The following is a 20,375-nucleotide window of genomic DNA, read 5'->3' as shown; positions in this document are numbered from 1 at the left end:
GTGCAACATGGTCTAAAGCTGTGCTTGCGAAGATGGTCCGAAAAAGGGCAAAAGGCCGCACAGACCGTTTTCAGTAACGGTCCGTTTTCAGTTGACGAGACGGCCCTCAACCGAAGTATGTAGCGGATGCACAGCCCAAATCCAGACATGTCTCAGCTATTCGCGGACCGTCAGGCCCAGCGCAGCACCCTGCATAACCGGTATCTGAACGAGCAGTTCGTCCGGGTTCTCAAGACCATCGGCTACGATGTCGGCTTTCAGAAGGGGCATGGGCAGTATCTCTACGACCGTGAGGGCGCGCGCTATCTCGACCTGTTGTCCGGCTTCGGCGTGTTTGCGATCGGGCGCAATCATCCGGTCATGCGCGAGGCGCTCAAGAGCGTGCTCGATGCCGACCTGCCCAACCTCGTCCAATTCGACGTCTCGACGCTCGCAGGTGTGCTGGCTGAGCGCCTCCTGAAATACGTTCCCTATCTCGACAAGGCGTTCTTCGCCAATTCCGGCGCCGAATGCGTCGAGGCCGCGATCAAGTTCGCGCGCGGCGCGACGGGGCGTCCCGGCATCGTCTATTGCGCGCACGGCTATCACGGACTGACCTACGGCGCGCTGTCGCTGACCGGCGATGCCAATTTCCGCACCGGCTTCGAGCCGCTGCTGCCGGGCTGCACCGCGATCCCGTTCAACGACCTGGCGGCGCTGGAAAAGGCGCTGGCCTCGCGCGAGGTCGCAGCCTTCGTGGTCGAGCCGATCCAGGGCAAGGGCGTCAACATGCCCACCGACGAGTTCCTGCCCGGCGCGGCCGCGCTCTGCAAGAAATACGGCACGCTGTTCGTCGCCGACGAGATCCAGACCGGCATGGGCCGCACCGGCCGCTTCCTCGCGGTCGAGCACTGGAACGTCGAGCCCGACATGGTGCTGCTGTCGAAGTCGCTGTCGGGCGGCCACGTGCCGGTCGGCGCCGTGCTGACGCGCAAGAGCATCTTCGACAAGATCTTCAACCAGATGGACCGCGCGGTGGTGCACGGCTCCACCTTCTCCAAGAACGACCTCGCGATGGCCGCGGGCATAGCCACGCTCGACGTCATGGAATCGGAGAAGCTGATCGATGCGGCCGCCAAGCGCGGCGCCGAGCTGCGCCTCGCGCTGACGCGCATGGTGCCAGGCTACGAGCTGCTCAAGGAAGTCCGCGGCAAGGGCTTGATGATCGGCATCGAATTCGGTCCCCCGAAGTCGCTGCGCCTGCGGGCCTCCTGGAACGTGCTGGAGACCGCCAACAAGGGCTTATTCTGCCAGCTCATCACCGTGCCGCTGTTCAAAGATCACAAGATCCTCACGCAAGTCGCCGGCCACGGCAGCCACACCATCAAGCTCTTGCCGCCACTCACGATCACCGAGGAAGACTGCGCCTGGATCGAGAAGGCGTTCGACGACGTCATCGCCGGCAGCCACAAGGTGCCCGGCGCGATCTGGTCGCTCGGTAAGACACTGGTGGACAACGCGGTGCGCAGGTCGGCTTAGAGACGTTCGCTCAGGCCGCCTCGGTCCGCGGCCGAACCTTATTTGGCAAACTCGCGCACGGCTTCCACCACGTGCTCCGGCACTTCCTGCGCGACGCAGTGGCCGGCATTCTCGAAAACCCGTGTGGTCACACCCGGGATCAGCGACACAGCGCGTTGCGCCATCTCCTTGTAGATTGGACCCGACTTCGCCGCTGTCGTGACGCGCACCGGGCAGTCGATCTCGCTGAGCATCGCGAACGGATTGCCGCGGGCATCCCCAATGTAGACCTGCTCCATCGCCTCGTAGATGGGAAGCAAGATCGCGGCTTCGATTTTGGGCGTGCAGCAGAGCCGGACGCGGCCGTCATCCAGGGGCGCGAAGCCGTGGCGCACATACGTCCGTAGCGAGGTTTCGGTCCAATCCGCAAACGCCGGTGCTGCGCGGTAACGTTCGAACACTGCGTCGGGACTGTCGAACTCGGCGCGTCGGCGTAGCGTGCCCTGCACGCGGGCGAGCGATTCTTCGCTCAATCCTCCGGAGCGCGCCGCGCGCGGGTCCATGACGGTCGGCTCCATCACGAACAGGCGTGCGAAGCGACCGGGCAGGAGTTTCGCCGCGAGAAGGAGATCGGTCGCACCCGCGCTGTGGCCGATCCCGTAGATGTCGCGGAGATCGAGCGTATCGACCACCCGGCAGATGTCGTCGGCGTAATCAAGGAAGTGATAGGCGCCGGGTTTGTGGCTTGCGCCATGACCGCGTCGGTCGAGGGCATAGACGGTGTAGGTCGATGCGAGCTCGCGCGCGACCTCGTGCCAGACGTCGGCGACGAAGCCGGTGCCGTGTACGAGCAGGGCAGGCGGCTTGCCGCTGTCGCCCCATTGCAGCATGGCGATCTCTGCGTCGGCGGGACCGATTGAGAAACGGTGCGGATCGATCATGAGCGATGGGATGCTACTTCGCATCCTCCAGAATCATCGTGGCGCCCTTCTCAGCGATCATCGCGGTCGGCGTGTTGGTGTTGCCCGAGGTGATCGTCGGCATGATCGAGGCATCGACGATGCGCAGGCCGTCGAGGCCGTAGAATCGCAACCGCTCGTCCACCACCGCCATTGGATCGTTCGCCGTGCCCATCTTCGCGGTGCCGACGGGATGGAAGATGGTGGTGCCGATGTCGCCGGCGGCTTTTGCGAGGGAGGCATCGTCGTCGCCGACGGAGGGGCCGGGCAGATATTCGCTGGGGCGATATTTGGCCAGCGCTTTCTGCTGCATCAGGCGCCGCGTGGTGCGAATGGCGTCGGCGGCGACCTGGCGGTCGTCGTCGGTCGACAGGTAATTTGGCGCGATGATCGGCTTCTCGTCAGGCGTTGTCGCGCGCAACCGCACAGTGCCGCGCGAGGTCGGTTGCAGATTGCACGCGCTCACCGTGATCGCAGGGAAACGGTGCAGGGGATCGCCGAACTTGTCGAGCGAGAGCGGCTGCACGTGGAATTGGATGTTGGCGCGGGCGCGCGTCGCATCGGAGCGCGTGAAGATGCCGAGCTGCGACGGCGCCATGGTGAGCGGGCCGCGGCGGCGGACAGCGTAGTCGAGCCCCATCAGGCCGCGGCGCAACAGATTGTAATAGGTCTCGTTCAGCGTGCGCACGCCCTCGACCTTGTAGATCGCGCGCTGCTGCAGGTGATCCTGCAGATTGCGCCCGACGCCGGGCTTGTCCATGACGATGTCGATGCCGAGCGGCGACAGCCAGTCGGCCGGTCCAATGCCGGAGCGATGCAGCACCTGCACCGAGCCGATCGAGCCTGCCGAGAGCACCACCTCGCGCTTTGCGCGCGCCTCGATGATCTCGCCGTTCTGGATGAAGCGCACGCCGACGGCGCGGCCCTGCTCGATGATGAGGCGGTCGACCAGCACGTGCTTCTCGAGCCGCAGATTGGGGCGCCTCAAGGCCGGCTTGAGGAAGCCGCGCGCCGAGGACCAGCGCCGGCCGCGCTTCTGGTTGACGTGGAAATAGCTGGTGCCTTCGTTGTCGCCGGTGTTGAAATCCGGGATGCGCTTGATGCCCATCTCCTCGGCGGCGTCACCGACCGCGTCGAGAATGGCCCATGACAGCCGCGGTGCCTCGATGCGCCAGCCACCGCCGGCGCCGTGATGCTCGCTGGCGCCGAGGAAGTGGTCCTCGAGGCGCTTGAACAACGGCAGCACGTCGTCATAGCCCCAGCCGGTCAGGCCAAGCTGGCGCCAATGATCGTAGTCGGCAGCCTGTCCGCGCATCGAGATCATGGCGTTGATTGCCGAGCAGCCGCCGATCACCTTGCCGCGCGGATAGGCCAGCGAGCGGCCGTTCAGGCCGGGCTCGGCCTCGGTCTTGAACATCCAGTCCGAACGCGGATTGCCGATGGCGAAGAGATAGCCGACCGGGATATGGAACCAGATCCAGTTGTCGTCGCCGCCGGCTTCAAGGATGAGAACGCGGTTGCCTGGGACAGCCGACAGCCGGTTGGCGACGATGCAGCCCGCGGTGCCGGCTCCGACGACAATGTAGTCAAACTCACCTTCAAGCCGCCTCGGCATTCTGCTTCCACCCGGATGGTCTCTTTGCTTTCCGTTAATAGGCAGACGCAGCCGACCTGGACAAGCCCGGCCATGCCGGGTGAACAGGGCTAGACCCCGATTGCCGGCGGTTGGGTGGACCGATGCTTGCATGGTAGACAGACCTGCATTTCCAACAGTTCGAGACCTTCCATGCCCATCGTGAACCGCGTCGCCGACCTTCAACCCGATATCCAGGCCTGGCGGCGGGACATCCATCAGCACCCCGAGCTGTTGTACGATGTCCACCGCACCGCAGCATTCGTTGCTGACCGGTTGCGGGAGTTCGGCTGCGACGAAGTCGTGACCGGTCTCGGCCAGACCGGCGTCGTCGGCGTAATCAAGGGCAACAAGCCAACCGGCGAGGGGCTCAAGGTGATCGGCATGCGTGCCGACATGGACGCGCTGCCGGTCGAGGAGCAGACCAATCTGCCTTACGCCTCCAAGATCCCCGGCAAGATGCACGCCTGCGGCCATGACGGCCACACCGCGATGCTGCTCGGCGCGGCCCGCTATCTCGCCGAGACGCGCAATTTCGCCGGCGATGCCGTGGTGATCTTCCAGCCCGCCGAGGAGGGTGGCGCCGGCGGCGCGGCCATGGTCAAGGACGGCCTGATGGAGCGGTTCGGCATCGAACAGGTCTATGGCATGCACAACGGCCCGGGCATCCCGGTCGGCTCGTTCGCGATCAGGCCAGGCCCCATCATGGCGGCGACCGACGAGGTCGACATCATGATCGAGGGCGTCGGCGGCCACGCCGCGCGTCCACACAAATGCATCGATTCCGTGCTGGTCGGCGCGCAGGTGATCACGGCCCTGCAGTCGATCGTCTCGCGCAGCGTCGATCCCCTGGAATCGGCGGTTGTATCGATTTGCGAATTCCACGCCGGCAATGCCCGCAACGTCATTCCGCAGACCGCGACCCTGAGAGGCACCATCCGCACGCTGTCGCCTGAGGTGCGCAAGCTGGTCGAGAAGCGCGTGCATGAGGTCGTGGCGGGCATGGCGCAGATCACGGGCGCCAAGATCGACCTGCACTACAAGCGCAATTACCCGGTCGTGAACAATCATGCGGCGGAAACCGAAGTGGCACGGCGCGTCGCCACGCAGGTCGCGGGCGAGGCCCATGTCCACGAGATGGCGCCGCTGATGGGCGGCGAGGATTTCGCCTACATGCTGGAAGCGCGGCCCGGGGCCTTCATCTTCTGCGGCAACGGCGACAGCGCCGGCCTGCATCACCCCGCCTACAATTTCAACGACGAGGCGATCGTCTACGGCACGTCCTATTGGGTGAAGCTGGTCGAGGAGCAGCTCGCGGCGTCGTAGGACCGGGTCCGAAGCACAGATGAAAGGGCCCGTGCATTCCACAGGCACTTGTCTATTTAAGAGATCGGATCGTCAACAACGGCGTGAAGCCATTTCCCGCTGTATTCACGCAGCCCGTGCGGCCTTCTTCTGCAGGCCGGCGGCGATCTTCAGATCCTCGACGAAGCGCCGATATTCCAGAACCTTGGCTTCGGGATCCGGCAGCCGCAGCAGATAGGACGGATGCACCGTCACGAGCGCTTTGCGGCCTTCGGGAAGATCGATCAACCGGCCGCGGTTCTTCCCGATGGGGGTGATCTTGCCGAACACGCTTTGCGCGGCGGTGGCGCCCATCGCCACGATGAGATCCGGTTGGATTGTCGAAACTTCCCGCTCATACCATTGCCGGCACGCCCGGATCTCAGGTGTGTTCGGCTTCTGGTGCAGGCGGATCTTTCCGCGCGGCACGAATTTGAAGTGCTTCACCGCGTTGGTGACATAGACCTTCTTGCGGTCGACGCCGGCCTCCTCCAGTGCGCGATCGAGCATTTGCCCGGCCGGGCCGACGAAGGGATGGCCGGCGAGGTCTTCCTTGTCGCCGGGCTGCTCGCCGACCAGCATGATGTTGGCATTCTCAGGCCCTTCGCCGAACACGGTCTGTGTCGCGTCCTTGTAGAGATGGCAGGCGCGGCAATGCGCGGCCTCCTCGCGGAGCGTTTCGAGATCGTCGGCAGCTGACTTGCGTTTCATCGGAGCCTCCGGCCGCTTCTGAGGCTTGTGCGGATCGGTTGCGGCATTGGCGATCATGGCGCCGGTCATGCGCTCGGCGTCCTCGATCAAGGGCTTAATGATCGAAGCCTCGGGCAGGTTCCTCCAATATTTCTTCGGCATCTCGGCCTGCATCGCCTTCACCTTGAGCCGGGCCGGATTGAAGATGCTGGCATAGTAGCGCCGCCAGGTTTCCTCCAGCCGGTCTTCGCCCGGCGCCTCGCTCTTGCTGACGCCCGGCGTGAACGAGAGCGCATGGCCGTCCCAATGCGCGCAGAGGTCCGGCGTCAGGATCGACCAGGGCATGTCGGCAAAGCGCTTGGCGAAGAACGGCGCGGCGAGCTCGACGACGTGATGCTCCGGCTCGAACCAGGCGACGTAGTGCGCCTGGCGTTCCCGGCCGATCTCGCGGAAGCGCACGAAGGCATGCATCTTGTGCTCGTCGCGATAGACCGCTTTCGCCATGGCCGTGACAAGCGCGACATCGGGGTCGGTCGCGACCTCGATGAGATCGTGATTTTCCTTCAGCCGGAACAGCAAGCGATAGAGGATCGCAAAGCGCTCGCCGTCGCGATGCAGGATCGCCGCCTTGGCAAGCTCGACGAATTTTGCCGAGACGGTGAACGTGCCGTCGTTCACCTCGAGGATCGGAGACGGCGAGGACGGTGCGAACAGCTCGGCTTCGTGGCCCTGCACGGTCCAGGTGACCGCGCCGGGCGGCACGTGATGGAGCACGAGGCTGCGCGCGGCTTTGCGCCAGCCGTCGAAATCGGTTTCGGTGTCGAGCATGATGTACTGCATCAGAAGCCAAATCCCAGTTGCGTTGCTTTCGGCTTGAACCGTTCGATCAACCCGGCGGCATCGAGACGATGCGGTGAGGGACGGTGATCGCTGAGGACGATGAACGGCAGCGCCTTGTTGCGGGGCACATGCAGCCGCGCGAGATCGGCGAGGCGGATCGTGGTGGTGCGCCGCGTCGCGAGGATGCGTTCGACCGTCCTGGTGCCGAAGCCCGGAACGCGCAGCAGCTCCTCGCGGCTGGCGCGGTTGACGTCGAGCGGGAAGCGGTCGCGGTGGCGCAGCGCCCAGGCCAGCTTGGGATCGATGTCGAGCGGCAGCATCGCGCTGTCGTCGACGATCTCGCCGACATCGAAGCCGTAGAACCGCATCAGCCAGTCGGCCTGGTAGAGCCGGTGCTCGCGCAGCAGCGGCGGCGCGCGCAGGGGTAGCGCGCGGCTGGCATCGGGGATCGGGCTGAAGGCGGAGTAATAGACGCGCCGCAGCCGGTAGGCGCCGTAGAGATTGGCGCTGGTGTGGAGAATGGTGTGATCGGAGGCGCTATCTGCGCCGACGATCATCTGCGTGCTTTGTCCGGCGGGCGCGAAGCGCTGCGGTTTGGCCTTCGTCTTGGCGCTGCGGCTCTCCTCGGCCTCGTCCAGCTTCAGCCGCAGCCGGCCCATGGTGCGGCGGATCGCGCGCACGTCCTTCTCCGGCGCGAATTGCTGCAGGCTCGTCTCCTCAGGCATCTCGATGTTGATCGAAAGGCGGTCGGCATATTTGCCGGCCTCGGCGATCAGCGCGTCGTCGGCCTCGGGAATGGTCTTCAGATGGATGTAGCCGCGGAAATGATGCTCCTCGCGCAGTTTTCGCGCGACGCTCACCACTTGCTCCATCGTGTAATCAGGGCTGCGGATGATGCCGGAGGAGAGAAACAGGCCCTCGATGTAATTGCGCCGGTAGAAGTCGAGCGTGAGCCTGACCAATTCGTCGATGGTGAAGCGGGCGCGTGGGACATTCGAGGAGGCGCGGTTGACGCAATAAAGGCAATCGTAATTGCAGGCGTTGGTCAGCAGCACCTTGAGCAGGGAGATGCAGCGTCCGTCCGGCGCGTAGGAATGGCAGATGCCCATGCCCGGCGCGGTCGAGCCCATGCCCTTGCCGTCGCTGGAATCCCGCTTCTCGGTACCGCTGGAGGCGCAGGATGCGTCGTATTTGGCGGCATCCGCCAGAATCTCCAGCTTGCGTTGTACGTCCATGTTTGAATCTCTTTGATTCCGCTCATGAATCTTTGGATGCGCCAATTCGATTGACTCTGCCGGCGCCGTTAGCTTTATATTAGAACATATCATGAACAAATGAGCCAGCCGCTGGTTCTCTTTTTGAGAGCCATCGGCAATCACCTCTGAGGAGCGGCGAGCATGAGCGGCGCACGTATGAGCGCGCTTGCGATCCTGCGCGGCCAGATCGAGCGCATCGAGACGGCGGAAGTCGTGCATCCGCGCGATCGCATCGTACTCGGCCATGGCGCGGCCGACGCCGCGCTGAAGGGCGGGCTCGCGCGCGCGGCGATCCACGAGGTGTTTTGCGAGGGGCGACAGGGCGCGGCCGCGACGGGGTTTGTCATGGGCCTTGCGGGACGCGTGAGCGCACGCCGGCCGCTATTGTGGGTGCGGCAGGATTTTTCGGAGCTCGAAACCGGCGCGCTGTCGATGAGCGGGCTATCCGAGCTCGGCCTCGATCCGCGCTGTGTGGTGATGGTGCGCGCCGCCGATGTCGAGAGCGCGCTACGCACCTCGGCCGACGCGCTCGCCTGCGATGCGCTGGGCGCCGTCGTGCTCGAGCTCTGGGGCGAGACCAGGCAGTTCGATCTGGTGGCGAGCCGCAAGCTGACGCTGGCCGCGCAAGGCTCGGGCGTGACCGGCCTCTTGCTGCGGATGGCCGCGCAGCCGCTGCCCTCGACCGCGGAGACACGATGGATGCTGCGTGCGGCGCCTTCGCCGCCGGGCTCGGTGTGGAGTGCCTGGGGCGCGCCGGTGTTCGATGCCGAGCTCTTGCGCAATCGTCATGGCCCCTGCGGCCGGTGGATCATGGAATGGAATTGTGATGAGTGCCAGTTCAGTGAACCGTCGACGTATCCTCAGCCTGTGGCTGCCGCGCCTGCCCATCGACAGGATCCAGCGGTTCTTCAGCAGCGCCGGGCTGGGTAAAACCAACCATGAGCCGAGCATTGTCGTCATCAAGGACAACAATGCGCTGGTGATCCATGCGCTGGACGAGGCCGCCGAGCGCCTCGGCCTGTATATCGGCCAACCGCTGGCCAATGCGCGGGCGATGTGCCCGGATTTGCGTGTGTTCGACGCCGATACCGTGGCCGATACGAAGACGATCAGCGACATCGCCGATTGGTGCGACCGCTTCACGCCGCTGGTGGCGCTCGATCCGCCGCACGGGCTGTTCCTGGACATCACCGGTTGCGCGCATCTGTTCGGCGGCGAGGCCGCGCTGTTGCGGACATTGGTCCGGGCGCTCGACTGGCAAGGCTTTGCCGTCAGCGCGGCGATCGCGGGCACCTCGGTCTGCGCCCGCACGCTGACGCGGCAGGTATCCGGCACCATTGTGGCCGATGGCGGCGAGGCGGAGGCGATCAGGTCGTTTCCAGTCTCCGCTCTCGGTGCGGGTGAAGCCATCACCACCGGCCTGCGCCGCGCCGGGCTGAAGACCATCGGCGACGTCGCCTCGCGCAGCGCCTCCGAGATCACGGCGCGGTTCGGCGCGCGCTTCTCCACGCTGCTCGCCCATGCGCTGGGGCAGGGCGATGCGCCGATCAGCCCGCGCAAACCGCCGCCCGACTACATCGTGGAAAAACGCTTTGCCGAGCCGATCGCGACCGACACCATGATCGCGATGACGCTGTCGCGGCTCGCCGACACGTTGATCGCGTCCATGGAGAAGCAGGGCAAAGGCGCGCGGCGGCTTGAAGCCGCGTTCTTCCGCACCGACGGCGTGGTGCGCACGATCACGGTCGAGACCGGACGTCCCGTGACCAGAAGCGCCGTGGTCGACCGCTTGTTCCGCGAGCGGCTCGATGCACTCGCTGATCCCCTCGATCCCGGCTTCGGCTTCGACATGGTGCGATTGTCGGCGAGCCGCACCGAGATCGTGGTGCAGGAGCAGCGCGATCTCGATGCCCATGTCCACGACAATGACGAACTCGCGGCGCTGATCGACCGCATCGCCGCGCGGATCGGCGGCAGGCGTGTCGTCGTGCACCTGCCGCAGGATACCCACATCCCCGAAAGCGCGGTGCTGGCCGCATCGGCGCAGCATCATCTCGCTGCTGCCATGCAGGCCGAATGGCCGGCGCGCGTCGCGAGCGAGCCGCCGCTGCGTCCCTTGCGGCTGTTCGACAAGCCGGAGCCGATCAAGGTGCCGTTCGCGACCGTGCCAGACGGTCCGCCGCATCAATTCACCTGGCGGCGCGCGCTGCATGCGGTGGTGCGGGTAGAGGGGCCCGAGCGCATCGCGATGGAATGGTGGCGGCAGGACGGCAAGCAGCTGACGCGGGATTATTTCCGCATCGAGGATGCCGAAGGCCTGCGCTTCTGGATCTTTCGCGACGGTCTCTATGAAGGCGAGGTGTTCGACGGTGACGGCAAGCCTGCGTCTCCCGGCTGGTATGTGCACGGTCTCTTCGCATGAATACGCTTAGCTATGCCGAGATCGGCATCACCACCAATTTCTCCTTCCTGCGCGGCGGCTCGGATCCGCGCGCCTATGTGCATCAGGCGAGCGCTTTAGGAATTCCGGTGATCGGCATTGCCGATCACAACACGCTCGCCGGCGTGGTGCGCGCCTGGAACGAGCTCGACAATGACGAGGTGCTGCACAAGCCGAAACTGTTGATCGGCGCCCGCATCGTCTTCATCGACGGCACGCCCGACATCCTGGTCTATCCACGCGATCGCGCCGCCTATGGCCGGCTGTGCCAGCTCCTCACGAGGGGCAAGCGCGGCGACGACATCACGCGGATCGAAAAGGGCGAGTGTCATCTCAGGCTTGACGATCTCCTGGAATTCTCGGAAGGCCAGCTCCTGGTGTTGACGCTGCCGCATCGTCTCGAGCTGTCGCGGGCGCTGGATGTCCTCGCAAAGCTGAAGGCGAGCCGTGCCGAGGGCGTGTGGCTGGCGGCGAGCCTGCTCTATCGCGGCGACGACAAGCGTCGCCTCTTGCGGCTCGATGATCTCGCCGCAAAGGCAAAGGTGCCGCTGCTCGCAACCAATGAGGTGCTGTATCACGATCCCCGCCGCCGTCCGCTCCAGGACGTGCTGACCTGCATCCGGGAAAAGACCACGATCGAGGCGATTGGGCGGAAGTTAGAGGCCAATGCCGAGCGCTTCCTGAAGACGCCGCGTGAAATGGCGCGGCTGTTCCGCGATTTTCCCGAGGCGATTGCGCAGACCATGCGCTTTGCGGACGCAATCGAGTTCTCGCTCGATCAGCTGAAGTATCAATATCCCGACGAGCCGGTACCGCCGGGCAAGACCGCGCAGGGGCATCTGGAGGACCTGACCTGGGCGGGCGTCGACAAATATTTCGGCGGCAAGATCGACGACAAGCTGCGCGCCACCTTGAACAAGGAGCTCGCGCTGATCGCCGAGCTGAAATACGCGCATTACTTCCTCACCGTGCATGACATCGTCCACTACGCGCGCAGCCAGAACATTTTGTGCCAAGGGCGCGGCTCGGCGGCGAATTCGGCCGTGTGCTACGTGCTCGGCATCACCTCGGTCGATCCGACCAAGGTGGACCTCTTGTTCGAGCGCTTCATCTCCAAGGAGCGGCTGGAGCCGCCCGATATCGACGTCGATTTCGAGCATTCGCGCCGTGAGGAGGTGATGCAATATGTCTATCGCCGCTACGGCCGCCACCGCGCCGCGATCATCGCCACCGTCATCCACTACCGCCCGCGCAGCGCCATCCGCGACGTCGGCAAGGCGCTCGGCCTGACCGAGGACGTCACTGCCGCGCTCGCCGACACCGTTTGGGGCAGCTGGGGCAAGGGCCTCAACGACATGCAGGTCCGGCAGGCCGGGCTCGATCCGAACAATCCCATGATCAACCTCGCGGTCGAGCTTGCGACCGAGTTGATCGAATTCCCGCGCCATCTGTCCCAGCATGTCGGCGGCTATGTGCTGACACAGGACCGGCTCGACACCTATGTGCCGATCGGCAATGCCGCGATGGACGACCGCACCTTCATCGAATGGGACAAAGATGACGTCGATGCACTGAGCATGATGAAGGTCGACGTGCTGGCGCTGGGCATGCTGACCTGCATCAGGAAATGTTTCGATCTGATCGACCAGCACAAGGGCGAGCGTTTTATGCTGGCGAGCGTCCCGCAGGACGACCCCAGGGTTTACGACATGCTGTGCCGCGGGGAATCGCTCGGCGTGTTCCAGGTCGAGAGCCGCGCCCAGATGAACATGCTGCCGCGGCTGAAGCCGCGCACCTTCTACGATCTCGTCATCGAGGTCGCGATCGTGCGCCCCGGGCCGATCCAGGGCGACATGGTGCATCCTTATTTGCGGCGGCGGAACGGGCTGGAAAAGGTGAGCTATCCGTCTCCGTCGCCGGAGCATGGCGACAAGGACGAACTCTACAAGGTGCTGCACAAGACGCTCGGTGTCCCGCTGTTCCAGGAGCAGGCGATGCGCATTGCGATCGAGGCCGCGCATTTCACCTCCGAGGAAGCCAACGGCCTGCGCCGCTCGATGGCGACCTTCCGCAATGTCGGCACCATCGGCCAATATGAGGAGAAGCTGATCGGCAACATGGTGGCGCGCGGCTACGATCCCAACTTCGCCAAAAGCTGCTTTGACCAGATCAAGGGATTTGGCTCTTACGGCTTTCCGGAGAGCCATGCCGCGAGCTTTGCACAGCTGGTCTACATTTCGTCGTGGCTGAAACACTACCATCCCGACGCCTTCTGCTGCGGTCTGTTGAATTCGCAACCGATGGGCTTTTATGCGCCGGCGCAGATCGTCAGCGACGCCCGCAAGAACGGCGTCGAGGTGCGCGACATCGACGTGTCCTACAGCTTTGCGCAGAACACACTGGAGGAGGGAAGCGGCAAATTCTGCGCCGTGCGCCTCGGCTTTCGCCAGATCGATGGATTCCACTGGCTGGACGAGGATGAAGAGAGGCTGAAACGCTCTCAGCTGTCATTCCGGGGCGCGCGTAGCGCGAACCCGGAATCCATCGCGCCGCATACGCCTGGCGGAGGAATGGATTCCGGGCTCGACGCTGACGCGTCGCCCCGGAATGACGGTGTGGAGAGAGTACCCGATTGGGCCGACCGCATCGTCGCCGCGCGCAACCGTCGTCCCTTCACGTCGCTGGAGGATTTCGCCCGCGACACCGGTCTGCCCAAGCGCGCGCTGATCCTCTTGGCGGATGCCGATGCGTTCCGCTCGCTCGGGCTCGATCGCCGCGAAGCGCTGTGGCAGGTGCGGCGGCTGCCCGACGACGTGCCGCTACCGCTGTTCGAGGCGGCGACCGCGCGCGAGCAGCCGGACGAAGGCGCAAAACCGCTTCCGGTGATGCCGCGCGCCGAGCAGGTGGTCGCGGACTACCAGACCATCCGGCTGTCGCTGAAGGGCCATCCGATGGAATTCCTGCGCGAGATGTTTACGCGCGAGCGCATCGTGGCCTGCAAGGAGATCAGCCATGAGAACGAGCGGCGCCGCGTCCGCTGCGCCGGTGTGGTCCTGGTGCGGCAGCGGCCGGGCAGCGCCAGCGGCGTCGTGTTCATGACGCTGGAGGACGAAACCGGCATCGCCAATGTCGTGGTCTGGCCCAAGATCATGGAGCAGTACCGGAAAGAGGTGATGGGCGCGCGCCTCATCCTGGTCGAAGGCTACATCCAGAGCAGCCCGGAGAAGGTGACGCATCTCATCGCCCAGCGCATGATCGATCGCTCGCACGATCTGGTCGGATTGGCCAACGATGCGCTCGGCCGCAAGCATCCGCTGCCCGCAGGCGCCACCGTGGTCGAACCGCTGAACGAAGACCCTCGCGCGCTTACGGACATGCCCGCGCAAAAAATCCGTCACCCCCGCAACGTCCGTATCCTGCCGCCCTCGCGGGATTTTCATTGAGCGAGCGCGGGCTACTGCCGACGTTTGTTGCGATGATTGCGCCTCATTCTCAGTCGTCATGCCCGGGCTTGACCCGGGCATCCACGTCTTTCGGAGTGCGCAGCAGTGCGTGGATGGCCGGGTCAAGCCCGGCCATGACGGAGGAGAGAGAGCTCGGCAAGCTGCCCTCAAAAATTCACCCTGTTCGAAATCGCGCCGTCCACGACGAAATTCGAACCCGTCGTGAATCCCGACACCGGGCTGGCCAGAAACACCGCCGCGCTCGCGATGTCCTGCGGCGTTGCCATGCGGCCGGTCGGGTTGCGCTTCATCGCGTCCTGGTACCGCTCCGGCATGTTCTTCTCGATCATCTCCCAGACGCCGCCTTTGAAATAGACGGTGCCGGGCGACACGACATTCACGCGGATCTTCTTCTTCGCGTATTGCCGCGCCAGTCCCTTGGCCATGTGGATCAGCGCGGCCTTGATCGGGCCGTAGGAGCTGGCCGTGTCCGCCTGCGCCGCGGAGATCGACGAGATGATCACGAAGGCCGCATCGCCGCTGCCGGCGCCGCTTGTCTCGAGGAATGGCCGGGCGGCGTCGAAGGCATGCACGGCGCCGAGCAGGTCGAGGCGGAAATTCTGCTCCCAGGACGCCGGATCGTGCCCTTGCGCCATTGCGCCGGCATTGGAGAATAGCAGGTCGATGCCGCCGAGCTCTTTTGCTGCAGCCTCGATCCAGCTTTTGAGCGCCGCGCCGTCGGTGACGTCGACCGCGCCGCCGGTGGCGCGGATGCCGCTCGCCTTCAACTCCCCGACGGTGGCCGCAACCTGATCGGCGTTGCGCGCGCACACCGCGACATTGGCACCTTCGCCGGCCAGCGTCGCCGCAATCGCCCGCCCGATGCCACGCGTGCCGCCGAGCACCACAGCGTTCTTGCCTTTGAGACCGAGATCCATTGTTGGCTCCTTTTTGTTGGTGCTGCGAGTGTAGCTGTTTCGCGAGGCGCCCAGAAGCCTCCACGTCGTCGTTGCGAGCCACCGGGTCCGCGCAAAGCGCGGCCCGATGACAGGCTCCGCGAAGCAATCCAGAAATGCATCCGCGGAAGGATCCTGGATTCCTTCGTCGCAAGGGCTCCTCGCAATGACGCGGAGAGACTTCACTCCGGCGCCGCTCCCACCGGCGGGCCGCCGGGCGGGCGGTGCAGGAAGGTCAACGAGGCATAGGCGCCGGCCCAGGAGCCGATTGCGGCAAAGGCAACGTAGAAGACGTTCTCGGTGTAGCTGATCACGGCGTAAGAGGAGAGCAGGTACCAGACCGCGCTCCAGTTCGCCGCCGGGATGCGCTTGCGCGCGATCACGGCCGAGGTGAACATGACATAGACGGCGTCGGTGGCCGCAGTCGCGATGAACACGGCACCTGCGATGAGGGGATCGATGGCGGCCATTGCAATCCTTTCTGCGATCATGACACGGTCGCGAAAAGTACAGCAAATGAGCGGGGAGAGAAGCAGCCATGCAGAGCCCCGCCGACATTCTGGCTGTGGAATCTCGGCCGGCTCGAGGGCGGATTGAATACCCGGATGTTACGGGAGAGGCTGTACATGCTGCGTTCATAGAGCACATGCAATTTGGCTTCGGCACGTTGAAGGCGGTGCAGCATTCCGCTCGGCTGTCGAAGACGCCGACGCCTGGAGCCGTCCGGCGATGCCGCTCGGCAGTCATCCGGCACAATGGCCGGGCCGAAGCTGACATGAAGCTGACATGTCGCAAAATTTTAACGCAGACGGAAAGGGCCGACGCGTTTTTTAGGTTGTTTGAAATCCCAATTCGGCACTATTAGCGCGAGCGATGAGGCAATCATTTGCCGAGATCGTCGCAGACACGACCGGGCCCCATGGCAGTTGAGATTACCAAGCGATTGCACGTGATTGCAAAACAACGGGTGATCGCATCCGTAGTTTTACTAGCCCTCGCCGGCGCCGGTGTCGGAGCGTACGGCTTGTTCTCTTCGGGCCCGAAGGCAAAGAAGCACTCCGAGATCTCCAGCCAGTCGCGCAGGAATGCGCAGACCTTCACGCCGACACCGTCCGAATGGGCGACGCTGACGATCGAGCCGGTCGCCGCCAGGAGCTTCCGGGCCGAGTATGTCACCGAGGGCAAGGTCGCGGTCGACGAGGATCGTTCGACGCCGGTGTTCTCGCCCTATGCAGGCCGTGTCACCAAGCTGCTCGCCAAGCCCGGCGAGACGCTGAAGCAAGGTCAACCGCTGTTTACGATCGAGGCCGCCGACACCGTGCAGGCCCAGAACGATTTCATCGCGGCGATGACCTCGCAGAATAAGGCGAAGTCGGCGCTCGAGCTTTCCGACATCCAATTCAAGCGCGCCAAGGACCTCTACGAGGGCCATGCCATTCCGCTCAAGGATTACCAGCAGGCGGAAGCGGCCCAGGTGCAGGCGCGCAATGACATGCGCTCCTCTGTGGCGGCGCTGGAAGCCGCGCGCAACAAGCTGCGCATCCTCGGCTTCACCGACGAGGCCATCAAGACGTTCCAGGAAAAGGGCGTCATCGATCGGGAGATCACGATCTACTCGCCGATCTCCGGCACCGTCGTGCAACGCAAGATCGGCCCGGGGCAATACGTCAATTCCGGCGCTAGCGATCCTGTCTTCGTGGTCGGCGACCTCTCCACGGTCTGGCTCACCGCCTTCGTGCGCGAGAGCGATGCGGCCGCGGTGTGCATCGGGCAGGACATCACCGTCAACGTGATGGCGCTGCCGGGCCGTCCGTTCAGCGCCAAGATCAACTACGTTGCCGCCGCGATCGACCCCGCCACCCGCCGCCTGCAGGTCCGCGCCACGATCGACAACAAGGACGGGCTGCTCAAGCCGGAAATGTTCGCGAACGTCACGATCTATTCGGCCGGCGACCGCGCCGCGCCGGCGGTGCCGAAGCAGGCGCTGATCTACGAGGCCGACAAGGTCCGCCTCTGGGTCGCGCGCGAGGACAAGTCGGTCGAGCTGCGCCAGATCAAGATCGGTCTCATCAACGGCAACCTCGTCGAGGTCACCAGCAATCTGAAACCCGGCGAGCAGATCGTCACCAAAGGCAGTCTGTTCATCGACCGCGCGGCCTCCGGCAGCTGATCGACGACCCAAGAAAATTGAAGACCTGAATGGATCGTCTCGTTGCCCTTGCCGTCAACCGGCGTTTCCTGATGGTTGGCATGTTCGTCGCCGTGCTGATCGGCGGCTTGATCGCGTTCAACCGGCTCAACATCGAGGCCTATCCCGACCCGACCCCGCCGATGGTCGACATCGTGACGCAGAGCCCGGGCCTGTCGGCGGAGGAGATCGAGCGCTACATCACGATCCCGATCGAAACCCAGGTCGCCGGCCTGAAGAACATCAAGACCATCCGCACCATCTCGCTCTACGGTTTGTCCGACGTCAAAATCCAGTTCTCCTTCGCCTACACCTATGACGAGGCGCTGCAGCAGGTACTGAATCGCCTGGCGCAGCTTGCGCCGTTGCCGGGCAATGTGCAGCCGCAGATCTCTCCGCTCAGCCCGATCGGCGAGATCTTCCGCTATCGCCTCGTCGGTCCGCCGAACTACAGCGTGCTCGACCTCAAGACCATCCAGGACTGGATGCTGCAGCGCCGCTTCCGCGCGGTGCCCGGCGTAATCGACGTCACCGGCTGGGGCGGCAGGAGCAAGACCTACGAGATCCAGGTCGATTTCAACAAGCTGGTCGCCAATGGCCTGACGCTGCCGCAACTGCTCCAGGCGGTCGGCAATTCCAACGTCAATGTCGGCGGCAACACCGTTGATATCGGCCAGCAATCCGCCGTGGTGCGCGGCGTCGGCCTGATCCGCTCGATCGACGACCTCGCCAACACCATGGTGGCGCAGACCGGCGGCAATCCGGTGCTGGTGAAGGACGTCGCCACCGTCACCGTCGGTCAGAAGCCACGTCTCGGCATTGCCGGCCTCGACGATTCCGACGACATCGTGCAGGGCATCGTCCTGATGCGGCGCGGCGAGCAGAGCTCGCCGACCATCAGGCGCGTCCACGAGCTCGTTCAATCCATCAACAACTCCAGCATCCTGCCGCCCGGCGTGCGCATCGAGCGCATCTACGACCGCGGCGACCTGATCGAGCTCACCACCCACACCGTGCTGCACAACATGGTGGTGGGCATCCTGCTGATCGTGCTGTTGCAGTGGATCTTCCTCGGCGATCTCCGGAGCGCGCTGATCGTCGGCGCCACCATCCCGTTCGCGCTTTTTTTTGCGGTCATCATCCTGGTGCTGCGCGGGGAATCGGCCAACCTTTTGTCGGTCGGCGCGATCGATTTCGGCCTGATCGTGGATGCAACCGTCATCATGGTGGAGGCGATCTTCCGCCGCCTCACGCAAACGACGCCGATCTCGGAATCCGAGCACAGGTCGCCCGAGACTCTGTTCGGCATGAAGAGCCATGCCATTCTCAGCGCGGCCGCCGACGTCTCGCGATCGATCTTCTTTGCCGCGGCGATCATCATCGCGGCGTTCCTGCCGCTGTTCACGCTTTCAGGCGTCGAGGGCAACATCTTCGGGCCGATGGCGCGCACCTATGCCTATGCGCTGGCCGGAGGCCTGCTTGCCACCTTTACCGTGACTCCGGCGCTGTCCGCCATCATCCTGCCGGTGCACGTCCAGGAGACCGAGACCAAGGTGATGCTGATCCTGCACCGGCTCTACATGCCTGTGCTGAATTGGGCGGTCGCCAACCGTAACATTGTTCTCGGCGCCGCGGTCGGTTTGGTGCTGATGACGGTCGCGCTCGCCCGGCTGCTCGGCCTCGAATTCCTGCCGAAGCTGGAGGAGGGTAACCTCTGGATCCGCGCCACGCTGCCGCCGACCATCTCGCTGCAGGAAGGCAACAGCTACGTCAATGAGATGCGCAAGGTGATCCGCGCCCGGCCCGAGGTGGAGTCGGTCGTGTCGCAGCACGGCCGCCCGGACGACGGCACCGACGCCGCAGGCTTTTTCAACGCCGAGTTCTTTGCGCCGCTCAAGCCCGTGAACCAGTGGCCCGGCACCCGCGACAAGGAAGAGCTGACCGCGCAGCTGCTCAAGCAGCTCGACGATCGCTTTCCCGGCGTCGAGTTCAACTTCTCGCAATATCTTCAGGACAACGTTTCCGAAGCCGTCTCCGGGGTGAAGGGCGAGAATTCGATCAAGCTGTTCGGCAGCGACCTCCAGGCGCTCACCGATACCGCCAACAAGATCAAACAGGTGCTGTCGACCGTGCAAGGCGTCACCGACCTTGCGGTGTTCACCTCGCTGGGCCAGCCGACCGTGCAGATCGACATCGACCGCGCCAAGGCGGCGCGCTACGGCCTCGCGCCGGGCGACATCAACGCCACCATCAAGGTTGCGATCGGCGGCGACACCGCCGGCGACCTCTATGAGCCCGGAAGCGACCGCCACTTCCCGATTATCGTGCGCCTCGCGCCGGAATACCGCCGCAGCGCCGAGGCGATCCAGAATTTGCGGATCGGTGCGCCCGGGCCGAACGGCACCGTCACGCAGATCCCCTTAAGCGAGGTCGCGACCATCAGCCTCGTCTCGGGTGCGGCCTACATCTATCGCGAGCAGCAGGAGCGTTATCTGCCGATCAAGTTCTCGGTGCGCGAACGCGATCTCGGCAGCGCGATCCGCGAGGCGCAGGACAAAATCGCCGCGCAGGTGCAGCTGCCGCCGGGCTCGCACATGGAATGGGTCGGCGAGTTCGGCAACCTCCAGGACGCGATCCGGCGGCTCTCGATCGTGGTGCCGATCTCGCTGGCGCTGATCGGCGTGCTGCTCTGGTTTAATTTCGGCTCGATGACCGACACACTGCTCGCGATGAGCGTGATCCCGATGGCGATCTTCGGCGGCGTGCTCGGCCTCCTGATCTCGGGCACCGCGTTCAGCGTCTCCGCGGCGATCGGCTTCATCGCGCTGTTCGGCATCGCGGTGATGGACGGCATCATCATCCTGTCGCAGTTCAACCAGCTGATCGAAGAGGGCATGGACCGCATGAGCGCGGTGGTACGCACCGGCGAGCTGCAGCTCCGGCCGGTGCTGATGACCTGTGTCGTCGCAGGCGTCGGCCTCCTGCCGGCAGCGCTGTCCGAAGGCATCGGCTCGCAGGTGCAGAAGCCGCTCGCGGTTGTCGTCGTCACCGGCATGATGCTGGCGCCGGTCGTGATTCTGGTGACCTTGCCGGTGCTGATCTCCTTCTTCTCCCGCCGCGCGCGCTGAC

13 protein-coding genes and 1 pseudogene are annotated in these 20,375 nt (G+C 64.5%); 8 read left to right on the top strand and 6 right to left on the bottom strand.

All coding sequences use genetic code 11. The annotated features are described in order from the left end of the window. Nucleotides 1-126: 126 nt before the first annotated feature. Nucleotides 127-1,518 (top strand): aminobacteriohopanetriol synthase HpnO, encoded by a 1,392-nt coding sequence (gene hpnO / locus I6F28_RS06585; RefSeq protein WP_036042881.1) that lies wholly within the window; start codon nt 127-129, stop codon nt 1,516-1,518. Nucleotides 1,519-1,556: 38 nt separating this feature from the next. On the opposite strand, the gene I6F28_RS06580 is transcribed toward hpnO, so the two are convergent. Continuing rightward, the gene (locus I6F28_RS06580; RefSeq protein WP_225139719.1) at nt 1,557-2,438 is read right to left on the bottom strand and encodes an alpha/beta fold hydrolase; all 882 of its coding nucleotides are present in this window, start codon (nt 2,436-2,438) and stop codon (nt 1,557-1,559) included. Nucleotides 2,439-2,451: 13 nt separating this feature from the next. Continuing rightward, entirely contained in the window at nt 2,452-4,071 is a 1,620-nt protein-coding gene (locus I6F28_RS06575) for a GMC family oxidoreductase (RefSeq protein WP_036006074.1), read from the bottom strand. A 171-nt stretch (nt 4,072-4,242) separates the two neighbouring features. Here I6F28_RS06575 and I6F28_RS06570 point away from each other — a divergent pair, with 171 nt between their 5' ends. Continuing rightward, complete coding sequence (locus tag I6F28_RS06570; RefSeq protein ID WP_036006072.1) at nt 4,243-5,415, top strand: M20 aminoacylase family protein; 1,173 nt, start codon at nt 4,243-4,245, stop codon at nt 5,413-5,415. Nucleotides 5,416-5,520: 105 nt separating this feature from the next. Here I6F28_RS06570 and I6F28_RS06565 read toward each other — a convergent pair whose 3' ends face one another. Further along, the gene (locus I6F28_RS06565) at nt 5,521-6,963 is read right to left on the bottom strand and encodes a UdgX family uracil-DNA binding protein (RefSeq protein ID WP_225139518.1); all 1,443 of its coding nucleotides are present in this window, start codon (nt 6,961-6,963) and stop codon (nt 5,521-5,523) included. Beyond that, nucleotides 6,963-8,198 (bottom strand): putative DNA modification/repair radical SAM protein, encoded by a 1,236-nt coding sequence (locus tag I6F28_RS06560; RefSeq protein WP_036023108.1) that lies wholly within the window; start codon nt 8,196-8,198, stop codon nt 6,963-6,965. The genes I6F28_RS06565 and I6F28_RS06560 overlap by 1 nt, the downstream gene beginning before the upstream one ends. Nucleotides 8,199-8,360: 162 nt before the next feature. On the opposite strand from I6F28_RS06560, the gene I6F28_RS06555 reads away from it, so the two are divergent. The 3 genes from I6F28_RS06555 to I6F28_RS06545 are packed head-to-tail and all read left to right on the top strand — an operon-like array spanning nt 8,361 to nt 14,102. After that, a complete protein-coding gene (locus I6F28_RS06555) occupies nt 8,361-9,149 on the top strand; it encodes an ImuA family protein (protein WP_074447494.1) in 789 nt (262 codons plus the stop codon). Next, nucleotides 9,046-10,641 (top strand): Y-family DNA polymerase, encoded by a 1,596-nt coding sequence (locus I6F28_RS06550; protein WP_225139517.1) that lies wholly within the window; start codon nt 9,046-9,048, stop codon nt 10,639-10,641. The genes I6F28_RS06555 and I6F28_RS06550 overlap by 104 nt, the downstream gene beginning before the upstream one ends. After that, nucleotides 10,638-14,102: an error-prone DNA polymerase gene (locus I6F28_RS06545; RefSeq protein ID WP_225139516.1), complete on the top strand. Its 3,465-nt coding sequence runs from the start codon at nt 10,638-10,640 to the stop codon at nt 14,100-14,102. The genes I6F28_RS06550 and I6F28_RS06545 overlap by 4 nt, the downstream gene beginning before the upstream one ends. Nucleotides 14,103-14,269: 167 nt before the next feature. Here the strand turns inward: I6F28_RS06545 and I6F28_RS06540 are convergent, their stop codons facing one another. Both I6F28_RS06540 and I6F28_RS06535 read right to left on the bottom strand, forming a co-directional pair. After that, entirely contained in the window at nt 14,270-15,040 is a 771-nt protein-coding gene (locus I6F28_RS06540) for an SDR family NAD(P)-dependent oxidoreductase (protein WP_225139515.1), read from the bottom strand. Between the two features lie 200 nt (nt 15,041-15,240). Then, nucleotides 15,241-15,528, bottom strand: coding sequence for a hypothetical protein (locus tag I6F28_RS06535; RefSeq protein ID WP_036006055.1), 288 nt, complete (start codon nt 15,526-15,528; stop codon nt 15,241-15,243). 90 nt (nt 15,529-15,618) lie between these two features. Between I6F28_RS06535 and I6F28_RS06530 the strand changes: the two are divergent. The 3 genes and pseudogenes from I6F28_RS06530 to I6F28_RS06520 form a co-directional block, all read left to right on the top strand. Further along, nucleotides 15,619-15,832 (top strand): annotated as a pseudogene (locus I6F28_RS06530) (CoA transferase); the annotation flags it as partial. Nucleotides 15,833-15,977: 145 nt separating this feature from the next. After that, nucleotides 15,978-17,228: an efflux RND transporter periplasmic adaptor subunit gene (locus I6F28_RS06525; RefSeq protein ID WP_225139514.1), complete on the top strand. Its 1,251-nt coding sequence runs from the start codon at nt 15,978-15,980 to the stop codon at nt 17,226-17,228. 29 nt (nt 17,229-17,257) lie between these two features. Then, nucleotides 17,258-20,374: an efflux RND transporter permease subunit gene (locus I6F28_RS06520; RefSeq protein WP_225139513.1), complete on the top strand. Its 3,117-nt coding sequence runs from the start codon at nt 17,258-17,260 to the stop codon at nt 20,372-20,374. Nucleotide 20,375: the final 1 nt, after the last annotated feature.

It is taken from the genome of Bradyrhizobium sp. NBAIM14 (assembly GCF_020193895.1).
Lineage (GTDB): Bacteria > Pseudomonadota > Alphaproteobacteria > Rhizobiales > Xanthobacteraceae > Bradyrhizobium > Bradyrhizobium yuanmingense.
Note: the sequence above shows the minus strand (reverse complement) of the source record. Positions and strands in the feature narration are given on the sequence as shown.

What these genes read in the sequence shown, in the direction of transcription:
- I6F28_RS06545 (WP_225139516.1), top strand. Translation starts at nt 10,638, where the DNA reads ATGAATACGCTTAGCTATGCCGAGATCGGCATCACCACCAATTTCTCC.
- I6F28_RS06540 (WP_225139515.1), bottom strand. Translation starts at nt 15,040, where the DNA reads ATGGATCTCGGTCTCAAAGGCAAGAACGCTGTGGTGCTCGGCGGCACG.
- I6F28_RS06555 (WP_074447494.1), top strand. Translation starts at nt 8,361, where the DNA reads ATGAGCGGCGCACGTATGAGCGCGCTTGCGATCCTGCGCGGCCAGATC.
- I6F28_RS06560 (WP_036023108.1), bottom strand. Translation starts at nt 8,198, where the DNA reads ATGGACGTACAACGCAAGCTGGAGATTCTGGCGGATGCCGCCAAATAC.
- I6F28_RS06525 (WP_225139514.1), top strand. Translation starts at nt 15,978, where the DNA reads ATGGCAGTTGAGATTACCAAGCGATTGCACGTGATTGCAAAACAACGG.
- I6F28_RS06570 (WP_036006072.1), top strand. Translation starts at nt 4,243, where the DNA reads ATGCCCATCGTGAACCGCGTCGCCGACCTTCAACCCGATATCCAGGCC.
- I6F28_RS06550 (WP_225139517.1), top strand. Translation starts at nt 9,046, where the DNA reads ATGAGTGCCAGTTCAGTGAACCGTCGACGTATCCTCAGCCTGTGGCTG.
- I6F28_RS06580 (WP_225139719.1), bottom strand. Translation starts at nt 2,438, where the DNA reads ATGATCGATCCGCACCGTTTCTCAATCGGTCCCGCCGACGCAGAGATC.
- I6F28_RS06535 (WP_036006055.1), bottom strand. Translation starts at nt 15,528, where the DNA reads ATGGCCGCCATCGATCCCCTCATCGCAGGTGCCGTGTTCATCGCGACT.
- hpnO (WP_036042881.1), top strand. Translation starts at nt 127, where the DNA reads ATGCACAGCCCAAATCCAGACATGTCTCAGCTATTCGCGGACCGTCAG.
- I6F28_RS06520 (WP_225139513.1), top strand. Translation starts at nt 17,258, where the DNA reads ATGGATCGTCTCGTTGCCCTTGCCGTCAACCGGCGTTTCCTGATGGTT.
- I6F28_RS06565 (WP_225139518.1), bottom strand. Translation starts at nt 6,963, where the DNA reads ATGCAGTACATCATGCTCGACACCGAAACCGATTTCGACGGCTGGCGC.
- I6F28_RS06575 (WP_036006074.1), bottom strand. Translation starts at nt 4,071, where the DNA reads ATGCCGAGGCGGCTTGAAGGTGAGTTTGACTACATTGTCGTCGGAGCC.